This window comes from Flavitalea flava (assembly GCF_054461575.1).
Genome location: NZ_JBTLQH010000029.1, coordinates 71,421 through 91,666, shown reverse-complemented (window position 1 = coordinate 91,666; position 20,246 = coordinate 71,421). Strand labels below are relative to the sequence as shown.

Sequence of the window (20,246 nt, the reverse complement as noted above, 5' to 3'; positions counted from 1 at the left end):
GATCCGCACACCCTGGTCGGTGGTCATAAATTCCCCGGTGCCGTTCTCTGTATCCGGTGAAAGGTCATCGGTTTTGGCGTTGGCCGGTTGATTTTTTGGGGAAGCTTCGGTCTTGCGGGGAAGTTTTTTGTCAGGCATGGAATTTTTTTTCATATAAGTGTTTTAAAAGTTTTTGTAATTAGCCGGCTTTCCGAAAATCAACAAATTCCTGATAATATTTTCTGATCGTCGATGCATATTGCCGGGAGTAGTCCAATACCCTTTCCTGCCAGGCTTCATCCGAGCCAAAGTCCATTAATTCATCCGTAATGGCGGATCCCTGTCTTCCGGCGCTCCGTAACTGCGCCGAGGCGGTCAGCATACCCATATCCTCGATGACCCGGTACATATCGCGGTAACGTTCCTTGAGCAGTTTGAAATTAATGCTGTCCTTTTCAGGCTGCATTTCCTGGATGATAAAGACGTCTCCCTTAAAATGGGTGGTGCTTAATAAGGCCGGGGGACGATTCTGCATCCTGGCCTGCACTTCTTTAATGCGATCCGCCTGAGTTAACCATTGCGGCTGGGCAAGTGGCGTAAAAGGCAGGACAGAGGATTTAACAGCCTGTTTCATATCGATCAGCATGAATTTTTCACCGGCCTCATTCAGGCTTTGCATGAGTAAGACATACCTTTTCAAACCCAGACTGCCGGTACCCGCGATGCGGAAGGCCGAATCCAGGATCTTATAATTATAGGGACTGTTGCCGTCCTGCCGGAGCCAGGTTTCCATATGAGCCACCAGTTCCTTACGAAAACTCTTTTCTAATTTTATGTGCCGGGGGTGATCCAAAAGGATCTTTAACTTTTTTTTCTCCCTGATGGTCCGTTTGACCAGGATATCCTTCAGTCTTTGATGGTTGGCTGCCGTGAGGAATTCACAAACAATGCCCTGGGCCGTTTGCGGTTCGATATAATTGGGTTTGCCGCCCTTTAAACAGGTGGCATAACTTTTTACATACAGAGCGGACATTTTTTCCGCTTTTTCCAATTCTATCCCCAGCGATTCAAAGGCTAAAAAAATACTGGTAGTCATCCGGGCAACTTCGTACAGTGCGGGTGCAAGAACGGCTTCGTCAAAATCATTCAGATCGAAATAAACCAGCCGGTTATCGCTCTTGAAACTTCCGAAATTCTCCAGGTGAAGATCCCCGCATATCCAGGCAGCCGGGGAGGCCGGGAGGGGTGGGTGGATGTTTGCCCGATTCCCGCCATGCGCATTTGCCAGATCCCCAGCCAGGGCATTTGCCAGATCCTCATAGAATAAGTGACAGGTGCCTCTGTAAAAACGGAAAAGGCTCTCTTCCATGGCCTCCAATTTTACCTGGATCATTTCTTCTTCCCTTCCCGAATTGAACGCGTTTATCCGCTCTGTTACTGATAAATCAGTATGGATTGATAAATCTGCATTTACCGGTAAATCTGTATGGACTGCTGATTCAATAGCCAGCAGAGAGGCTGATTCCGTAGACATGGATATTTTTATTAGGGGTTCTTTTTTATTAGGGATTCTTTTTAATCGTTTCCAGGATATTCGTTTCGATATCCTTCTTTATTTCACTGATCTGTTTGGATTCGTCAATGGAATGGGATTGCTGCAAGCTTTCTTCCTCCCTGGTGATATTGCTCAGGTTCGCATAGTATTTCTGAATGACCTTTAATTCATCCTCGGTCATGTTCTCCACATTGACCAGCCGGTTGCTGGCAAATTCATGGGCAGCGACCAATTCATTCAGTTTAAGCTGGATAGCCAGGGAATCTTTATTTTGAGTTTTTTGAATAAGGAAGACCATCAGAAAGGTTATTATGGTCGTTCCGGTATTGATAACCAGTTGCCAGGTCTCTGAATAATGAAAGACAGGCCCGGTTAATCCCCACACAAGAACCATCAGACAGGCGATGATAAAGGCCGGCGTGCTTCCGGTTACTTTGGTTACCGCCGAGGCAAAGTTTTCAAAATAACTATTTTTCTTTTTCATATTATGATTTGGTAAACTTTATCCAGCTTAAAGTATGCCAAGCCTTTTATTCCACCCATAAGGAAGAAAATCCATTGCTTAAGGGTGGAATAGGGAATTATCCTTCCTTATTTGCCTGACAAATTCACATTTTGGGAAATATATTGCCGGGTCCCACCCTGCCCGCTTTCAGGGCAAGTGGCATACTTTTTTTATCTATTGCTGAAAGCATACCCATGACACAGATGCAAGTCGATGACAGTTTGGTTATTTATATAAACTATGATGCCGGAGGATGGCCCCAATCCTTCAAAGAATTCAGACCCGTCCTTTATCAGGAAGGAAATTTATTTTGTTGTTTGTTGGGCCCTGACCAGAAAATCGGAATTTTCGGATGCGGCGAAACGAAAGAAGAAGCGATCAAAGACTGGGACTGTGATTTTAACAGACGGATAAAATTGGCCGAAAGTCATACCCATAACATCAATAATGAAGTGACCCAGTTTTTATTGGATTCTTTGGCAACCCATAAAAAAGATGTCTGGTAAATAGGGCATTAAATATTTGGAAAATCCGCAATTTGGGGAATATTTTGCCTATTTTGAACGACGGTATTAAAAAAAATAACTACAACCCCTCTAATTAATAAACCATGACCAACGGGACCATGATGCAGCATTTTCATTGGTATACGCCAACCGATGGAAGTTTTTGGAACAGTACTAAGGCAAATGCGGAAAAGCTGGCCGAACTCGGTATAAATGCCCTTTGGTTGCCGCCCGCTTATAAAGGAAAGGAAGGAGTCAACAGCAATGGTTATGACGCCTACGATCTTTTTGATCTGGGCGAGTTCGATCAGAAGGGAACAGTAAGAACCCGTTTTGGTACCAAGGACGAATATTTACAACTGATTGAAACCTTGCATACGCATAAGATCCAGGTCTATGCGGATATCGTGCTCAATCATAAGGGTGGAGCCGATGAACTCGAAAAAATAGAAGTCAGACGCGTTAACCCCGATGACCGGAATGAATTTACCAGCGATCCATTTTTTATAGAGGCCTATACCAAATTTACGTTTCCCGGCCGCAAACAAAAATACTCTTCGTTTATCTGGGATTTCCATTGTTTTACCGGCGTGGATTACGCTGCGGATATTAAGGAAGATGGCATATTTACTATATTGAACGAATATGGTGAGGGTTGGGAAGAGGTTATCGATACAGAAAAAGGAAATTATGATTTCCTGATGTTTTGTGATATCGAATTCAGAAATCCTGCGGTCCGCGAAGAACTAAAAAGATGGGGAGAATGGTATTTAAAAACGGCCAACCTGGATGGGGTCCGGCTGGACGCTGTCAAACATATTACACCCGGTTTTTTTGTAGAATGGCTGGATTTTATGCGTAGTCTCAAACCGGATCTTTTTGCCGTGGGGGAGTATTGGGCGCCGGGGGATCTTCCGCTTTTATTAAAATATATCGAGGTGACGGAAGAGAAAATGTCTTTGTTCGATGCGGCCTTGCATCAAAAGTTTCATCTGGCCTCGAAAGGAGGAAAGGATTTTGATCTTAGCACGATCCTCGAAAATACCCTGGTTAAAGAAAAACCGGATTTAGCGGTAACGGTCGTGGATAATCATGATACCCAGCCTTTGCAAGCCCTCCAGGCACCTGTAGAGGCCTGGTTCAAACCCCTGGCTTATGCCCTGATCCTGCTGCGGGAAGGCGGCTACCCCTGCATTTTTTATCCTGATCTCTATGGCAGTCATTATGTGGATAAAGGGAGTGACGGTCAGGACCATGAAATTTTCCTTGAAAAATGCGATCATATCGAAGAATTGTTGATTTCCAGAAAAATATATGCCTATGGGATGCAAAGGGATTTTTTCGATCACGTCAATTGTATCGGATGGACACGGGAAGGTACGGAAGAATTAGAAGGGTCGGGATGCGCCGTACTTTTATCCAATAGCGAGGAAGGGTTAAAAAATATGGAGATTGGGAAAAGGCATGCCGGGAAAATTTTTGTGGATTTTATGGGCAAACATCCGGGAGAAGTGACCATTAATGAAGAAGGCTGGGGAGAGTTTCATGTATCCCCGGGATCAGCCAGCGTTTGGGTGCAAAAAAAATAAAACATTGGTAAAATTATTTTTAGGGTTTCCATAGTTCTATTCTTCCTTTTTTCCAATGATAGGGAATATTTTTAATGATAAAGGCATTGGCCAGGACCACATCATTGAGCTGGAGACTTTTTAAAAAAGAAGCCTGCCAGGCATTTACGTTTACCGGAACAGGGATCCAGTTTTCCCTGACGCCTTCTATAATCAAGACTTTTTTTGTTTCCGGTTCATAAGTAAAGGTGAACGGTAAAGGCCCGGCAAATCTTCTCGCCTCTTTCCAATTCGAAAAGGGTGAGTGTTCCGGCAAGGGAATGTCCTGATCCCCGGTAGCCTCCCTGGTCGAAATGTCAAAAACAAAACCGGATTTTATAGAGCCGATTACGGATCTTCCTGTTTCGTTTGTTTGCCGGATATCGGTGGTCGTATAGTTATAATGCGTAAATAGATTACCCAGAAATTCCATCTTCTTTTTATTGGTTTCCGACTTCAGGATGTATAAGCCCCGCAGCCTTTTCCCGGCCAGGGTGGTATAGGTCACAAATACGCGGTAACCAATCAGGAAAAAATCATTGCCGAGGATCCTGGGAAACCCTTTTGGCCGAAGACCGGTTGTTTGGACCATGGCAATGGCGATAAATGCCCATTTGTCCATAAATGTATCCAGCTGCAAACATTCCGGGATCAACTGTTCTATTTCTTCTTTGGGGACAGCAAAGGTCAGGACAAGCGAACTTTTAAAAAAAGCCTCTACTGCAAAGGGATGATTTTTTAGGGATGCAAACATGTCAGGGCCGTTGAGGGGATATTTTATGTTCCTTAAAATCCTTGGTTGGTTTAAATCCTTTAGCCAGTTTGAATTCGTTGAAATAGATCAACAGGATAAATAGTAAGGCAAAAAATGCATTTCCTTTTCCCCAAAGCAACAGATCCGGGGCCAGGAAAAATTCCAGCAGGTTCATGGAGGCCACTATACCAATTTGTGCGATTGCATTCCAACGGCTTCTGATGCCGCTGATAATCCATACGGCCATGGCTATTTCAGACATCCCGATCAATTTTGTCAACATAATGGCATGCTCTCCGCCTAAGATCCTGGCTACGATCATTTCATGCCGGGGAACCCAATTCAACACCTTACAGAAAAGACCATTGGCTATCCATATGGCGGCAATGAAGGCGGTAATGAGCTTATGGGTTTTTACAGCTATAACCTGCATTGCCAAACGTACAAAAAATGATGGCAAGTAGGTAATTTTGTGGATAGAATTTGATCAAAAAGGGAAGCCCCATATAATCTTGATCATATGGGGCGTAAATAACCTATAATTACTTTCTTCCTTACTTCTTATACCAATCGCGCAATCTTACTTCAATTCCTTTGTTTCCATCATCGACCAGTTTTTTGAAGGCATTCACGTCGCTGAGCCCGTCCTTGCCGCGATAATGATACGGATAAACGATCTTGGGTGCAAAAGCCAGGACCGCATCCGCAGCTTCATTAACTGTCATGGTATAGGGGAGATTCATACAAACGAAGGCGATATCGATATTTTTCAGCGACCGCATTTCCGGAATACCTTGGGTATCACCGGAGAGATAGATCTTTTTACCGCCGATGCCCAGTACATATCCATTACCCCTTCCTTTGGTGTGCATGGCCGTAGGGCTTTCCGGCAGGTTATACATGGGTATGGCAGAAATCTCAATTCCTGACAGGGTTTTATGCTCCCCATTGTTCAGGATGACCAGGTTTGTTTTGTCTTCGGCAGGTAGTTTGTCCGCTACAGCCTGTGGTACGACCACCATGGTCTTGCCTGTTTTTATCGCCTCCATTGTTTTGCTGTCCATATGGTCGCCGTGTATATCCGTGACCAGGATAATATCCGGAGCCGCAAGCCCTTTGTAGGGATCAGCGCCGCCGACCGGGTCTGCATAGATGGTGACACCATTCACCGTAAGCACCAGGCTGGCGTGATTGATGGGTTGAATGGACAACTGACCCAATTTGGTTGGAATAAGATCCGGATCGATACGCTGGGCACTAGACTTACCGATAATGGCCAGAAGAAGGAAAGCAAAAATTCCTGTTTTCATAATAAACTGATTATATGAGAAATTTGATGGAATAATCAGTTTTAAAGATACTACAATTCCGGGAACGGAAAGATCGGTAGCCAGGCAATGGAAAGATCGGTATCAATAACCGATCTTCCGGATCAGGTTGTTATCCATATCGGAAACATAGATATTGCCTGCGGCATCGACCGCTACGGCATAGGGATTGGCAAATTGGGCCGTAGCGACCGGTCCATCCAGATAACCCAGTGGAGCACCGCCAGCCACGGTGCTAACAACTCCCTCCGGAGTGATTTTCCGAATACGATTATTCCCGATATCGGCTACATAAATATTTCCTGCTGCATCGATAGCCGGGCCGCTTAGATGTTCGAATTTGGCGGCCGAACCAGTACCATCTGCGAAACCTTCAACGCTTCCGGCAAAAGTGGATACCACACCAGCGGGAGTGATCTTACGAATGAGAAAATTACCCCAATCTGACACAAATACATTTCCTGCCGCATCTACAACTACGCCATTGGGATCGTTGAATTTTGCCGCCGTGCCGGTTCCATCCACGTAACCGGGACCGCCGGCTGTACTTCCGGCCAGTACGGAAAATCCGGAGGAACCGAGTTTGCCAATACGGCTGTTGTACGAGTCGGCAATGTATACATTTCCCGAAGCATCAACGCCTACGCCTAAGGGCTGGTAAAGGGTGGTAACATAACCGTCACCGGCAATAGTACTTACCACAGCCCCGGGTGTAATTTTGCGAATGCGATTGTTGCCGGCATCTGCCACGTATAAATTACCGGCGGCATCTATGGCAATGGCATTGGGATGGTTGAATTGTGCCGCCGCCCCTGTTCCATCTGCAAAACCGTTTGTGCTGCCTGCTATGGTCGTTACCACCCCTGCGGGGGTGATTTTGCGAATACGGTCATTGCTGTAATCGACAACAAACACATTACCTGCGGCGTCTACTGTCAGACCTCTCGGAGTACCGAATTTTGCCCCCGTACCCGTACCATCCAGGTAACCATATGAACTACCCGCCAGGGTGGAAACCATTAATACTTTTGGTGCCGTGGGTGTTATGGTTGCCGTAGCGCTGTTATTGGCGGCTACCGGATCGTTCTCGGTGCCGGTTATCGTGACCGGGTTCGTATATACCCCCGTTGCCTTGACGGTAGCCACCACGGTTAAAGTGGCGGTTGCCCCACTGGCCAGACCAAAACCGTTCCAGTTGCCTGCGGCATAACTGCCTGTCGATGGAGTCGCCGATACAAGGGTATAGCCGGTCGGCAGGGTTTCGCTTACGCTTACGCCGGTAGTTGCATCCGGCCCGTTATTACCCGCTGTAAGGGTGAAGGTAACATTCGATCCGGTGACCGGGCTAAGGTTATCCACCGTTATCGTGATTTTCCTGTCGCTGGCTGCCGCCGCCGGAGGAGCGGGAGAACTGCCTTTTTTACACCCGGAAATAAAAAGAACAATGCCTGTCATTACCACTAAAAACCTTTTCATAGTTGTCAATTTTTATATCAGCTTTTTTTAATTGAAGGAGTAAAGGTATTCGGTGATTTCAGCTTAAAATTGTAAAAAAGCGTAAATATGGCTATCTTACTTCCGGCAAAAATCTCTTCTCTCTATGGCGTCAATATGGTTTTCCCCGGGACCGGTACTTAAGAAGTACATTTCGGCCTACTTGCTCAGCGATTATAGTGAAGGCGGGATCGGGGACATCACTTTCGGTATGTATCCCATTGGCTCGGCGGTATTATGTTTTAGTTTGGACCAGCCGGCCATATGCAGGGAAGTGGGGTCTGAACAGCTCATCCGGCAGGCCAAGTTTAATTTCATTCATCAGTTCAAGCAACCCCGGTTTTACAGGATTATAGCCTGGCCTCAAAAAGTCTTGCATGTTATTTTTAAACCGTTTGGAGCATACAGGCTAATGGGCTTTCCTCAGAATTGTGCTTTTCCAGAACATGGAACTTCTTTATCCGATATACTGGAAGATGGAATACGACCTTTGTTAAACCAGATCGAGGATGCTGCGAACAACTCCAGCCTTGTCATTAAATTAGTGAATGATTGGTTGGAAAACCAGCTTCATAAAAATGAAAAACTGGATGTGACCCGTATCAGTTATGCCTGTACGATGATTGAAAAGAGTCGTGGCGCCCAGCCTATCGAACAATTAGCCCCCATTTTGTGCCTGTCCAAAAGAGTCCTGGAATACCAGTTCCAGGAAATGGTAGGCCTGTCGCCTAAATTATACAGCCGGATCACCCGGTTCAACTCTTTGCGGACAGGGATAAAAGATAAAAAAGTCACTGACTGGCAGGAATTGGTGTCGGAATATAATTACTTTGACCAGGCGCATTTTATAAAAGAATTCAAACGGTTTTCGGGAAGCCCGCCTACCCATCAACCTGATATCCGCGCTATTTTAAGTTGAGGACTTTTACTCCGTTCTCTTTTATTCCGTTCTCAGATTCTTCACGGGATTCATCAGGGCTGCTTTGATGGCCTGGAAACTCACGGTGGCCAGGGCGATCAAAAAGGCAAGCAACCCTCCCGTTACAAAGATCCATCCGTTGATGGGGAGACGGTATACATAATGCTGCAGCCATTGATGGACGAAATACCAGGCAAGCGGAACGGAAATAAGGAAGGCGATACCGATCAGCAGGACAAATTCTTTGGAGAACAGATAGACGATACTCGCAGCGGTAGCTCCCAGCACCTTGCGGATGCCTACTTCCTTTATTCGTTGAACAGCCATGAAGGAGGCTAACCCGTATAACCCCAGACAACTGAGGAATATCGCGATGGAAGCGAATATTTTGTAGATCCGGGATAGTTCAGCCTCTTCCTTGTAAAAGTTGGCGATCTTCTCGTCCAGGAATTGATATTCAAAAACATAATCGGGGTAGGTCTCATTCCAGATCTTTTCGACCTTCAGCATCGTAGCAGACAGATTGGCTCCTCCTATTTTTATTCCTGCAGCATTAAATCCTTTCTTAAAATTCATCATAAACACAGGGGCCATGGAATCCTTTAACGAGGCCGGGTGGAAATCTTTTACCACGCCGACCACCGGGCCTACCGCAAAACCATTCCAGAGATTGATCTCCTTATTCAGAATGTCGCGGGGATGGACAAAACCCAGCTTTTTGGCCAGGGTCTCATTGACCAGGAATTCCCGGATCGAATCGGATGTAGTGATATTGCGGCCTGCTGCCAGGGGCAGGGAATAGGTATCGAGATAATTGGCATCCACCCATTTGTCGATTGCCGCAAAGTCGATCCCTTTGGCCGCATGATCGAATGTAAACCCGGTCCACCAATTATCGTCATCGGCAGGAGCGGTATTGTTAAAACTGATCTGTTGGATATCCTTCACGGCCGAAAGCCGGTTACGCAAATAGGTGAGTTTGCTTTGGCCGGCACTATCCCCGGGAAAAGGGACGGTCACAATGGCCTCTTTACTAAAACCCATGCTGGCCTTCCCGAAATAATTCATTTGGCGGATGATCAGCAGGGTTCCGATGATCAGGGCCTGGGCAATCACAAATTGCAAAACGACCAGACCTCTTCTCAAACTAATGCCCCGGTTGGATTTAGCGGCCAGTTTGCTTTTTAAGGCTTCGATCGGATTAAAGGATGACAGAACGATGGCCGGGTAAAATCCTGCGAGCAAGGTTACGGCTGCTGTGACCCCCGCCAGGAATAAAATCACCTGTTCCTGCTGGAATACTTCGTAGGATAAAGGGATATCCAATGTTTTGCTGACCGGGACCATGAGCAGTATGGTGAACAGAACAGCGAGCAATACACTCGTTGTTACCAGTACCAGGGACTCCAGGAGAAATTGTACCCTCAATTGTTGGCGGTTTCCTCCCAATACTTTGCGGACTCCTACTTCCCTTGCCCGGTTAACGGCCTGGGCCGTAGAAAGATTTATAAAATTGACGCAGGCAATAAAAAGAATAAAGGCGGCGATCAGCCATAAGGTCCGGATACGGTCCCTGGTAATCATTTTTCCACTGAAATTCCCTCCCTTTGCGTCAAAATGGACTTCGCTCAGCGATTGTAAGACCTGTGTATTTTTATTATCTGCGGTTCTGTATTTTTTGGAGAAGACATTCAGACGCTGATCCGCGGAATAAACGGTCTCCCCGGACGGCAATAAAACATAACATCCATGTTGGCCATTGATCGTCCACCAATCGGTCGATTTTGAAAAAGAAGCGAGCGAATAGGGGATAACGATTTTAAGGTTGAGATCCGTATTGGAAGGAGGATCTGAAAGTACACCCGTTACCCTCAGCAATTCTTTATTGTTGAATTTTATGGAACGGCCCATGGCTTTTTTCCAGTCACCAAAATATCTGTCCGCCGTCGCCTTCGTCAGCACGGCAGAATGGGGATTCTTTAGCGCTTCTGACGGGGCACCCGCCAGCCAGACAAAATCGAAGATGGAAAATAAGGAAGGTTCAATCAGGAAAACTCCCTCCTTCTCCTTGAATTTTTTTTCCGTCTGTCCGGCTTGATTCAGGGCCAGCATTTGTACATTGGGCATCGAGAACAAACCCGTGCTTTGCCAATCCGGAAAATCGTTTTTCATAGCCGTGGGCAAAGGAAAGGGAACGGCAGAACCTATATCTTCTTTTCCAATCTCCTTCCTGTCGCCTTTTGTCATGACCCTGAAAATCTTCGCTTTATTCCGGTGATAACCGTCAAAACTCTCTTGATACCGGATGAAAATAAAAAGGATCAGGCAAACGGCAATACCCACACCAAGACCCAGGATCGTTATCAGGGAATAGACTTTGTTGGACGACAAATTCCGGAAGGCAGTTGTGAAATAGTTCCTGAGCATGGCAATGGCTTTTTGGAGCAAGCAGCTATAAAAATGCCAGTTTTTTAGATGTTGATTGCCAATGAATTAGAATTAGGCTGTCTAAAGGGATTGTCCGCTTTTAGTACGAAACTGTTCGTTTGTGAGACTTAGTGACTTGTCCTGGTATAGCTATACACGTGGTCTCGTCCTGCCTAGACCTGCCGGTGTGAATCTTATGCTAACCCGATCCGGGTAACTTTTGCCGTCCGGTGCGGCAGACCATCGATTTCCCTGATGTCTACCCGGTAACTCTCATTTTCCAGGTATTGTTCGATATAGGGCAGGTTGGGGGCATAATAAAAAGAACCCTGTCCTTTCAGAGAACGAAGGATACTCATGTATGTTTGGGCATACCCGGCTATATTACCATCTTTCCGTTGGTTATGATGTTCGAAGTGATTGGTGAAACCCAGGTGGCTGATGATCGTTCCCCATTTTTCTTCCTCATAAGTATAGTCGAGCCAATCCGATTTTTGTAAAAAGGGTTGGGAGGTGGTAAACCGGTCTATGCCATAGGCTTCTACACCTCTATGCCTTAGGTAATTAACCAGCAAACCTTTTTTGCCGCTGCCAATATCCAGGACAGGTCCTTTGATGGTAGCCAGGTCAATGCCGAACAGGTTAAGCTGTAATCCGGCGCTATACTCGGCACAGGTTACCCGATCCGCCATTTTTTTATCAGCAGGATTTAACAGGATGGAAAACGGATTCGTTTCTTTCAACCAGGATTGCAAATGGGAAAAATGCGCACGCGAAACGGTTTCGATAAATGTATCGTTATCGTCTTTCAGAACGCCTTTATCAGCAATGGCGGCATGGCCCTGAAAATTTTGCAATAGGGTGGAATAAATCGCCCGCAACCCCTTTTGCGCTTTTTTGTTGATGGAATAGAACTGATTCATCCGGCAAAATTCCTGAAGGGCTTTGTCCGTAATATAATCCAGTATGTGGTTCTCGGATTCCCTGCCCAGTTTACGGATCATCACGAAAATCTCCGGCGTGATACTGATAAAACCCATTGATTGGGTCAGGTCGGCAAAGAATATGTTTTTACCCCGGTTGCCTTCAAAACGCCGGTCAATGAGCTGCTTTAAGATTTCCAGATAAGTTGCTTTTAAATTTCCAAATGAATCGCTTTACGATTTTCATTTCGGAAGACACAAGCTACGCTTTTCTACCCAGGCTTACCCGGTTTAAAAAAATGCAACAGTTCATTCGCTATTTTTTGCGGATTGCCGCTATTATCGGCATCTAAATGGCCCAATTTCTCAAATTCAACCCGTTTGACCCCGGGTATGGAGGCTGCCGGGACGCCCGATAAATACAGTGTGGGTATGGGGCAGGCGAAGAAGTCGTGATTAATCCTTCATTTACCGAACCAACCAACATAAATCAGCAACAGGGTAACAGTATCATAAACTCCGTGAGAAATGATCACCACCCACAAATTACCCTTGGTTTTTCGCAGAATGGCCGTCCAATAGAGCCCTCCCAGAAAGGCGGAAAGAACACCCCAACTATCCTGCTGAATATGATAAAGCCCGAATAACAAACTGGTAAGCATTCCGCTGATCCAAAAGGAAGAGGACGAAGATGACCCAAACCAATTCCGGATGGTCGTTTGGATATACCCCCTGAAAGCCACTTCCTCATAAAATCCGGCGATGACCCAGGATGCAACAAGGGTAATTAGGAGGTTCAGCGGATGGCCTTTGATAAAATCATATTCGGTATAGGATTTTACAAAAGGGTTAAAGAAATGCAGGATAAACGGGATATAACCCCATTGAATAATGGCAACCCATAAGAGACCGGACCCAATGCCCGTTAAAAAGCCCGGAGCAGTAATTCTTTTTTTCTGCAGCCCTATCCACTCCCATGTTTTCTTTTGTTTTTTTAATAGCAGCCAGATAAATAAAAGACAAATGACGGCATAGGAATAAAAGGGAAGAGGAACAAAATGAGGGAAAAGGATCAAAAAACTGATGCAAATTATATCCAGGAGAATTTTTATCGTCCGTTTGTTGTTGATAAGGGCAAAGTTGTTGTTCATGAGGGCTGACTTATTGTTCTGGAAAACAAATAAACGGCAGAATCCCCACAAGATAACAATCGATCGATAAAAGGGCTGAAACTTCCAACGGAAAGGGGCTAAAAAGCAATAAACATTCAGGCTGTTGATCGTAAGTCTAATTTACCTTTTTCAAAGTTTGTATATACCAGGAGGAGCAGACTTTGCCATTGATCTCATCAACATAGGCACGGTTGCCTTTAATGATGACTTGTTTACTCCTGGGGGTTCTTTCTTTGTCAACTGGTTGGATGATATTGATCTCGAAAAATGAAGAGCTGGGATTGGAAGGAATTAATTCTATGGTCTTGTCGAATGCATAAGTCCGGATCCCTATTTTTTCAATAAGCTGCCGGGGCAGCATCACGGTATTGGAGGAATCAAGGATGATTTGTCTTTTAATGCGGGGTGAAAACGTACAGACGCTGCGGATAGGGGAATGCACCAGGTGCTGGTAATTATGACTATTATTGATGTATAAGGTCATCAGGTGAAAATCGGCAGGGGCCCTGCCGGTCAATATTTCGTTCTCATAGGTTTCTATGAAATAATTTATCCTGATACAGATAGAGTCTGCAGGGGTCCGTATACCTTCTTGTTCCTTGCCAATGGCTGGATGTTCGATCAGGGTTACAGATGGCGACCTTTTGGTTTTACCCGGGTTCAGCGTTATCAGGTTTCCGGATGCCGTCCAGGTTCCCTGATTTTGATAACTTGAATAAGTATACGGAAAAACAGGGTCGTTGGTCTTGAAAATAAATGTATTGTCAGGTCTCAGCTTCAGACTGATCGGGTAATTAGCATATTCTCCCGTCAGCTTGTTTGCCGTTGGCTGGCAAAAGGCGGAGAAGCCGGTTAAAATACTCAGGATAGTTAATGATAGCCGCATACATAAATATAAATAAAAAAAACAATCCCGTCAAATGACAACGTCCCCAACCAGAACCATAGCCTGGAGGGGACGCTGAAGATAAAAAGGTATTGTCTACGAACGATTAATGATGATCTCCGTTTCTGCCATTTCCATGACCATTGCCGTTGCCATGACCATTGCCGTTGCCATGTTCTTTTTTCCAATTATTATGTTCGGGGTGTCCCTTGCTCTCATAATATTTTGAATCATGGCTGTTGCGGATTATTTCCTGATCGTGGCGGCCTTTATAATCGGCATATTTTGCCCGGTAGGTTGCCGCATGACGATAAGGCCTTGGCTCATTGACCACAACTTTGTAACCGCTGTTTATATCATAATTGTTATAACGGCTGGGTAATGAACTGGTACGTCTCCAGCGCCCTCCGTCCAGATAGATATATTGACGGGCGGGAACATAATAATAGGCATCGATGTCAGGCATATAATAATAATCTACATGATCATAACCGGTTGGACCCCAGCCAGGCTGGTTGCCGATATTAGCCCTTACATCGATATGAACCTGTGCGGCAGCTTTTTGAAAAAGAAAGCCGCTGGCCAGTATGGTCGCTATTAAGAACAGCTTTTTGACGTTACTATTTGTTTGTGGCGAAATGCCTTTTGTCAGTTGTCTAATGTTATTCATTTTATGTATTAAGTTAATTGCTTATACTATTAGTATATATAAGCTACTTATGTAAGAGGCAGACAGAATTGCTAAATAGTATATGCAATTGGCATGCCATGCCCAATCCTATTAACGGAAATCGATCTTGATTATCTTTTTAAAAATTCAGCGTGAAACTCAGTTTTGCGGCAAATGGGGTGCCGGGGGTAAAACAGATCTCATCGACAGGAACTGCTTCACCTTTCAACCGGGTAAGCGTAGCGAATTGCGTTTCCTTCCATTTGGTATTTAAGACATTGTTGATCACCAGCCCGATCTCGTATTTGGGTTGGGTATAGTTGATCACGGCATCCGTTACAAAATACCCCGTTGCGGTCAGGCTATAGTCTTCATTGGCCGGCCGGTTACCAATATACCGGTAGCGCAGGCTGCCATTAAAACCCTTTTTACCGGTATAGGTTATGCCGCCAGAACTGGTCCATACCGGCGCCAGGGGAATATGATCGGCTCCTTTCGGGGCATCGGTCGCGCGGCCATGTGCATAGTTCAGATCAAGATCCACATAGATCGATCTGGCCGGTTGATAACGTCCGGAGAAATCCAGTCCAATACGGCGGGTCTTTCCGTTAAAGCTGATATCTCCTCCATCACCGTTGTACACAAATTCCTGTTTAAGGCCGATATACCAGACCGAAGCATTGATCAGGAGATTTTTCAGGGGTTTAAAGACCGTCCCCAGATCGACTCCATAGGCAGCTGGCAGGATGGCCATTCCCTTTTCCACCACGACAGCCCTGGTATCGTTTGAATGAAAACCCCGCCCGGTGGTCAGGTAAAACTGGGTTTCGTCGTTGAGATGATAATAGAAATTCAGTTTGGGACTAAGTGTATTTGCATTTGCTCTATAGACACCTGTTCCCGGTAAGGTCGTATCCCCTGCGAATTTATTGGTATAACGGTGATAGAACTGGTCGAACCGAAGCCCGGCATTGATGCTGAAATGTTCACTAAAGACAAAGGTTTCGCTGCCATAGGGCGCGATATCGGTTTGGCTGATATCGCCCAATTTTAGTTGCTGCAGAGTGATGAAACGATCCACTGTATGGGAGAGGCCCGAGTTATGGGTGAGATCGGTCCGGATATTAAGCCCGGCTTCCGTGATCAGTTTTGTTGTTCCGATATAACCGGTATGGTGGTAGCTGCCATTATAACCAAAAAGATCTCTCGCTTCTTTTTGGCGTATCTCATCACCATTCACCGTATCGACCAGGTAAAAAGTAAAGTTGGTATGGAGATCGAAATGGTAATTGGAATAATAAACCTGGTTCTTAAAAAGATCTCCGTTGCTGTTGGCTGTGATGAGCTGCGCGTTTATATTGGTCCGGTAGGTCTTACCGCCTTCGTAGGGATCGATGGTTCCGTAAAAGCCGATCAGATGGTCGGAAACGGCGCGGTCGGGAATCTGCCCGGAAGCATTCCATTTGCTCCAAAAGGTAGTTGCAGAAACAATAAGATGCGAATGTTCAGATATTTTGCCGTTGTATTTGGTGAACAGGTTAAACCGGTTAAAATGCTGCGGGTTATCAAAATAGGAATCCGAATACCGGTATTCCGAGGCCACATACCAGGACTGTTGACGTTCTCTGGCCTTTTGCCCAAGCAGGTTGAACATTCCAAGGCCACGGAAAGTAGTAAACATCCCTCCTTCCAATTTGATACTGTTACCAGGCAGAGAGCTCTTTGTATTAAAATCCACGAAGCCTGTAGTGGCAAAATCCCCTTTGGTGACGGTGTAAGGGCCTTTTTTAAAATCCACGCTCCCGATAGTTTCCGGGATAATAAAATGACTGTCCGCGAAGCCCTGGCCATGGGCATGCGAGGGCATATTGATGGGCAGGCCATCCACGTCCATTCTGAAATCTGTGCCATGATCCGCGTCGAAACCCCGTAGGAAGATCTGTTCGGCCTTGCCGCCTCCCTGGTGTTGCCCGATCACAATGCCGGGGATGATGCGCAGCACTTCCTGGGAGTTGGTGACGCCCCGCATGGCAATATCCGTTCTGCTGATCATCTGGTATTGCTCTCCGGGATGTGATGATACGGTCACCGAACTTAATTCTATATTGGACGCGGCAAGGCTTACCCGGTAGTTTTGGGTTTTAAACTCCGCAAAAGACAATGTTTTTGCCTGGTAACCGATCGATGAGAAACGGATCTGTTCCGGAAGGTGACTAATATGACGGAAATAAAAATTACCCGATTGATCCGTTATTCCGGTTGTCTTCCCCGGCAGTAACAGGATGCTTACTCCTTCCACCGGCTGCCTGCTTTGGGCATCCGTAACATTACCTTTTATGACCGATTGTGCCAGGGCTGGTTGTAAGGAACAAAAAAAGACAGAAAGGAAAAATAATACATTGCGTAAATAGGTAAATGGCATGTAAAATGAGAATAGTTTTGGGAACTACAGGCTAAATTTACGGATAAATTGACATATTGGATGTATATGTATTGCCCTCCATTTTCTTTTAACTGTTTTTATATACGGCTGCGAACTCCCGGGCAAAGGTTTCAAAATTTGTTTTCCCGTTGGTCACGGATTTGTGCAGGCGGTAATCTTCGAACAGTGTCCCATTTCGTAAGGAAATACCTATTTCCATTATATAGATGGTTGCCATTTGTTCGCTCAATCCGTTTTGCAGCATGCCCTGCAGCAACGCGTCATCGGAAAATTCCATCCAGGACAAATCCGGAATGTTAAGGGCCTGACCCAGGATGGAGGCTATTTGTCCCCCGTTTTTTTCATCGCTTGCCAGGTACCGGACATTTGTGCCGGTAAAATACAAAGAATCCAAAGCCTCGGCTGCCGCTGCCGCAATATCCTGTGGATGAGTCAGGACCATATTGACGGAGGCGTCAAAATTATTCCCGATGATATGCTGATGTTTGATCATCGGCATGGCCCCGAAGAAATTAGTATAGAACATCCCGGGACGAAGATGTAATACATTCGTTCCGTTTATTTCGTCCATTTTTTTCTCGACAAAATGATTGGAGCCGGTCGGACCTGAACCCTTAGGGTCATGGGCGCCGATGCTGCTCAGGTTTACTATATGCCTGACGCCGGTTTCCGCAATGGCCCCGGCATATTTTTCACCAACCGACCGAATATATCCCTTCAGATCGTCAGTGACATAATTGGGCGGGATCATGGTGTACACTGCGTCTGCCTGGTCAAAGGCCCGAAGGAGGAAATTATAGTCCTCTATGGATCCGATCGCCGCGGTTGCCTTTAGTCCTTCGATGTCTTTTGTTTTTTTGGGGTCATGGCTGATGACAGTTACCTGATGTCCTTTTGCTGTTAATCTTTCGGTGAGTCTGCTGCTGATATTCCCCAGTGACCCCGTTACGGTAATCTTACTCATTTGGTTGTTTGTTTATTTTCGATAACAAAGGTATATTTGTACTTACTAATAAACCAGTACTTACCCTAAAGTATGTATCCATGACCAAGGTGAAAGAAAGCTCAACCCTCCAGGCAAATAAAAATTTAGTGTTTGCGCAATGTCCGTTAACCTATGTGATGGACCGGATCGGCGGTCATTGGAAACCCATTATATTATTCCATTTATTGACGGGCAGCAAACGGTACGGGGAATTAAAAAGAGCGATCCCCGCCATCACGGAAAAGATGCTGATTCAGCATCTCAAGGAATTGGAGGCGGATAGACTGGTGATCAGAAAAGCGAAACCTGTGGTACCCCCTCATGTTACTTATAGCCTGACCCCTTCGGGGGCTGGGTTAAAACCCGTTTTGTATGCCATGGCTACCTGGGTCGTGGAAGAAAGCAAACGGAATTCCAGGACGATTTCAAGGAGCCTGAGCGATTTTCCTTCCAAATAAAATGTATTCAGCGTGGATTTTAATTCGTATATTAAGAAGAAAAATATGAAATTCCTTTTTACTTTTTTCTTTTCCCTGGCCTTTCTGGCCGGCGTGTCCGCTCAGACAAAGACTATGGATAGCCTTTCCACTTCAAGCAATTCGGGAGGTTCCGTCAAAGAGGAGGAAACGATTACCAAAATCCTTGACGCCTTTTTTGTAGCCGGATGGAATACACATGATGCACCCACTTTTTCTATGGCATTTACTGACGATGCCGACTTTACCAATGTAGTCGGAATGGGTGCTCATGGTAGAGCTGAGATAGAAAAATTCCATGCCAGGATATTTGCCACCTGGTTCAAGGATTCAAATCTGAAGATCACCGGTAAAACAGTTCGTTTTATCAAACCGGACGTAGCCGCAGTCGATGTTTTATGGGAAATGACCGGGGCAAAGCTGCCAGGCAGACCCGAAAATGAATTCCGAAAAGGCCTCGCCAATCTGATCATGACAAAGACAGGCGATAAATGGCGCGTCATTGTCATGCATAATATGGATATTCCCGTCAATCCTCCAGGGAAATAGAAAGCCTCCTACGAAAGGGAAGGCCTTTTGCAAATAAAGCTGCCTTAAAATTTGCAGAGGATCCCGAAGGTACAGAAAAAGGAGCCCTCAATTTTTTCCGTATGCATTTTTGAACTGATCGTGACATTAGTAAGCTGAGTGGTGATCAGTATCTGTTCCGGGTTTACAGGTATCGCATATACGGGCACCACACTGAAAGTGAAACGGCCTGCTTCATAACTAAGCGGCAGGCTGAATTCATAATCCAGGAATTTAAAGGCCGCGGCATTCTGCACCACTCCGGAAACAAGAGCCGTTCCGGTAACGGGTGTTTTGCCTTTTCTGGCTTTGGAATATCGCCTCTTTTTATAATAATCGCTGTAATAATTCTGCGTACTGGCATTAGCCGTGAAGGTCGGCGTGAATTCCAGGTTATCATTCAGAACATAGAAGCTGTGGGAAAGACCGAAAGCGCCGGCAAAGTCAGATTTGTTGCCGATGTTGAGAGATAATTCCATAGTTGGTTTGATGAATCCAAAATCATAGGCATTCGAGTAACCGATAGTTCCTTTCATCTCAGCCCGGACATTCGTACTGTTGTTATTGTACCAGTATTTGGTAGCGGTTAACGATCCTTCATAATTGCCTGCTTCAAAGGCATAACCTGCATCCAGGGCTGTCATGTCAATGCGGGTCTCTCCGGAACCGGTCATATAACCCAGAGCGAGATCAGCAAAAAAACCGCCTTTATGAAAAAACCCGATACGGGGTGACATATAAGGAATGGCTACCGAATCTTTCCTGCCCAGATAGACATTGTCATTTACATAAGAGAGCTCTGCTTCAAAATGAGAGTGCCTGGGTTTTTTCTTTGTATCCGCCGAATCTTTTATGGATGTCCCGGGAATGGAAGCTGTGGTCGTCTGTATGCCCGATGGGTCTTGAGCAATTGTATCGGTTCTCTCCTGTGCGGATAAGGACTGAACGGATAAGAACAGACTCCCTGTCAATACAATGCATGGAAGGGAAATTCGCATATGATCAGTAGTATTGGGTTGGTAGAATAAAGGGTAACGGGTGATGAAGTGT

Annotated in this window: 19 protein-coding genes; 5 read left to right on the top strand and 14 right to left on the bottom strand. The window is 45.6% G+C overall.

Annotated features, from left to right (window positions below; translation table 11 throughout):
- Positions 1 to 178: 178 nt before the first annotated feature.
- Together ACX0G9_RS22190 and ACX0G9_RS22185 are read right to left on the bottom strand one after the other, a co-directional pair.
- Positions 179 to 1,513 (bottom strand): DUF2252 domain-containing protein, encoded by a 1,335-nt coding sequence (locus ACX0G9_RS22190; protein WP_459067154.1) that lies wholly within the window; start codon positions 1,511 to 1,513, stop codon positions 179 to 181.
- Between the two features lie 28 nt (positions 1,514 to 1,541).
- Positions 1,542 to 2,018: a low affinity iron permease family protein gene (locus ACX0G9_RS22185; protein WP_459067153.1), complete on the bottom strand. Its 477-nt coding sequence runs from the start codon at positions 2,016 to 2,018 to the stop codon at positions 1,542 to 1,544.
- Between the two features lie 215 nt (positions 2,019 to 2,233).
- On the opposite strand from ACX0G9_RS22185, the gene ACX0G9_RS22180 reads away from it, so the two are divergent.
- Both ACX0G9_RS22180 and ACX0G9_RS22175 read left to right on the top strand, forming a co-directional pair.
- Positions 2,234 to 2,545, top strand: coding sequence for a hypothetical protein (locus ACX0G9_RS22180; RefSeq protein ID WP_459067152.1), 312 nt, complete (start codon positions 2,234 to 2,236; stop codon positions 2,543 to 2,545).
- Between the two features lie 104 nt (positions 2,546 to 2,649).
- Entirely contained in the window at positions 2,650 to 4,134 is a 1,485-nt protein-coding gene (locus ACX0G9_RS22175) for an alpha-amylase (protein WP_459067151.1), read from the top strand.
- Positions 4,135 to 4,153: 19 nt separating this feature from the next.
- Here the strand turns inward: ACX0G9_RS22175 and ACX0G9_RS22170 are convergent, their stop codons facing one another.
- The 4 genes from ACX0G9_RS22170 to ACX0G9_RS22155 form a co-directional block, all read right to left on the bottom strand.
- The gene (locus ACX0G9_RS22170; protein WP_459067150.1) at positions 4,154 to 4,906 is read right to left on the bottom strand and encodes a DUF2071 domain-containing protein; all 753 of its coding nucleotides are present in this window, start codon (positions 4,904 to 4,906) and stop codon (positions 4,154 to 4,156) included.
- A 1-nt stretch (position 4,907) separates the two neighbouring features.
- Entirely contained in the window at positions 4,908 to 5,366 is a 459-nt protein-coding gene (locus ACX0G9_RS22165) for a DoxX-like family protein (protein WP_459067149.1), read from the bottom strand.
- A 94-nt stretch (positions 5,367 to 5,460) separates the two neighbouring features.
- On the bottom strand, positions 5,461 to 6,216 hold the full coding sequence (locus ACX0G9_RS22160) for an MBL fold metallo-hydrolase (protein WP_459067148.1): 756 nt from the start codon (positions 6,214 to 6,216) through the stop codon (positions 5,461 to 5,463).
- Between the two features lie 102 nt (positions 6,217 to 6,318).
- A complete protein-coding gene (locus ACX0G9_RS22155; protein ID WP_459067147.1) occupies positions 6,319 to 7,710 on the bottom strand; it encodes a hypothetical protein in 1,392 nt (463 codons plus the stop codon).
- 124 nt (positions 7,711 to 7,834) lie between these two features.
- Here ACX0G9_RS22155 and ACX0G9_RS22150 point away from each other — a divergent pair, with 124 nt between their 5' ends.
- Positions 7,835 to 8,647: a helix-turn-helix domain-containing protein gene (locus ACX0G9_RS22150; protein ID WP_459067146.1), complete on the top strand. Its 813-nt coding sequence runs from the start codon at positions 7,835 to 7,837 to the stop codon at positions 8,645 to 8,647.
- 21 nt (positions 8,648 to 8,668) lie between these two features.
- On the opposite strand, the gene ACX0G9_RS22145 is transcribed toward ACX0G9_RS22150, so the two are convergent.
- The 7 genes from ACX0G9_RS22145 to ACX0G9_RS22115 form a co-directional block, all read right to left on the bottom strand.
- Positions 8,669 to 11,074, bottom strand: a complete 2,406-nt coding sequence (locus ACX0G9_RS22145; protein ID WP_459067145.1) for an ABC transporter permease — start codon at positions 11,072 to 11,074, stop codon at positions 8,669 to 8,671.
- Between the two features lie 194 nt (positions 11,075 to 11,268).
- Positions 11,269 to 12,114 carry a hypothetical protein gene (locus ACX0G9_RS22140; RefSeq protein WP_459067144.1) on the bottom strand — a complete coding sequence of 282 codons (846 nt, stop codon included), beginning with the start codon at positions 12,112 to 12,114 and terminating at the stop codon, positions 11,269 to 11,271.
- 347 nt (positions 12,115 to 12,461) lie between these two features.
- On the bottom strand, positions 12,462 to 13,148 hold the full coding sequence (locus ACX0G9_RS22135; protein WP_459067143.1) for a CPBP family intramembrane glutamic endopeptidase: 687 nt from the start codon (positions 13,146 to 13,148) through the stop codon (positions 12,462 to 12,464).
- Positions 13,149 to 13,284: 136 nt separating this feature from the next.
- The gene (locus ACX0G9_RS22130; protein ID WP_459067142.1) at positions 13,285 to 14,055 is read right to left on the bottom strand and encodes a hypothetical protein; all 771 of its coding nucleotides are present in this window, start codon (positions 14,053 to 14,055) and stop codon (positions 13,285 to 13,287) included.
- A 106-nt stretch (positions 14,056 to 14,161) separates the two neighbouring features.
- Positions 14,162 to 14,725, bottom strand: a complete 564-nt coding sequence (locus tag ACX0G9_RS22125) for a hypothetical protein (protein ID WP_459067141.1) — start codon at positions 14,723 to 14,725, stop codon at positions 14,162 to 14,164.
- Between the two features lie 139 nt (positions 14,726 to 14,864).
- Positions 14,865 to 17,147, bottom strand: coding sequence for a TonB-dependent receptor (locus ACX0G9_RS22120; protein ID WP_459067140.1), 2,283 nt, complete (start codon positions 17,145 to 17,147; stop codon positions 14,865 to 14,867).
- 88 nt (positions 17,148 to 17,235) lie between these two features.
- On the bottom strand, positions 17,236 to 18,132 hold the full coding sequence (locus tag ACX0G9_RS22115; RefSeq protein WP_459067139.1) for an NmrA family NAD(P)-binding protein: 897 nt from the start codon (positions 18,130 to 18,132) through the stop codon (positions 17,236 to 17,238).
- Between the two features lie 80 nt (positions 18,133 to 18,212).
- On the opposite strand from ACX0G9_RS22115, the gene ACX0G9_RS22110 reads away from it, so the two are divergent.
- Together ACX0G9_RS22110 and ACX0G9_RS22105 are read left to right on the top strand one after the other, a co-directional pair.
- On the top strand, positions 18,213 to 18,611 hold the full coding sequence (locus ACX0G9_RS22110) for a winged helix-turn-helix transcriptional regulator (RefSeq protein ID WP_459067138.1): 399 nt from the start codon (positions 18,213 to 18,215) through the stop codon (positions 18,609 to 18,611).
- Positions 18,612 to 18,656: 45 nt separating this feature from the next.
- Positions 18,657 to 19,178 carry an SgcJ/EcaC family oxidoreductase gene (locus ACX0G9_RS22105; protein ID WP_459067137.1) on the top strand — a complete coding sequence of 174 codons (522 nt, stop codon included), beginning with the start codon at positions 18,657 to 18,659 and terminating at the stop codon, positions 19,176 to 19,178.
- A 44-nt stretch (positions 19,179 to 19,222) separates the two neighbouring features.
- Here the strand turns inward: ACX0G9_RS22105 and ACX0G9_RS22100 are convergent, their stop codons facing one another.
- Positions 19,223 to 20,194 (bottom strand): hypothetical protein, encoded by a 972-nt coding sequence (locus ACX0G9_RS22100; RefSeq protein ID WP_459067136.1) that lies wholly within the window; start codon positions 20,192 to 20,194, stop codon positions 19,223 to 19,225.
- Positions 20,195 to 20,246 lie beyond the last annotated feature (52 nt).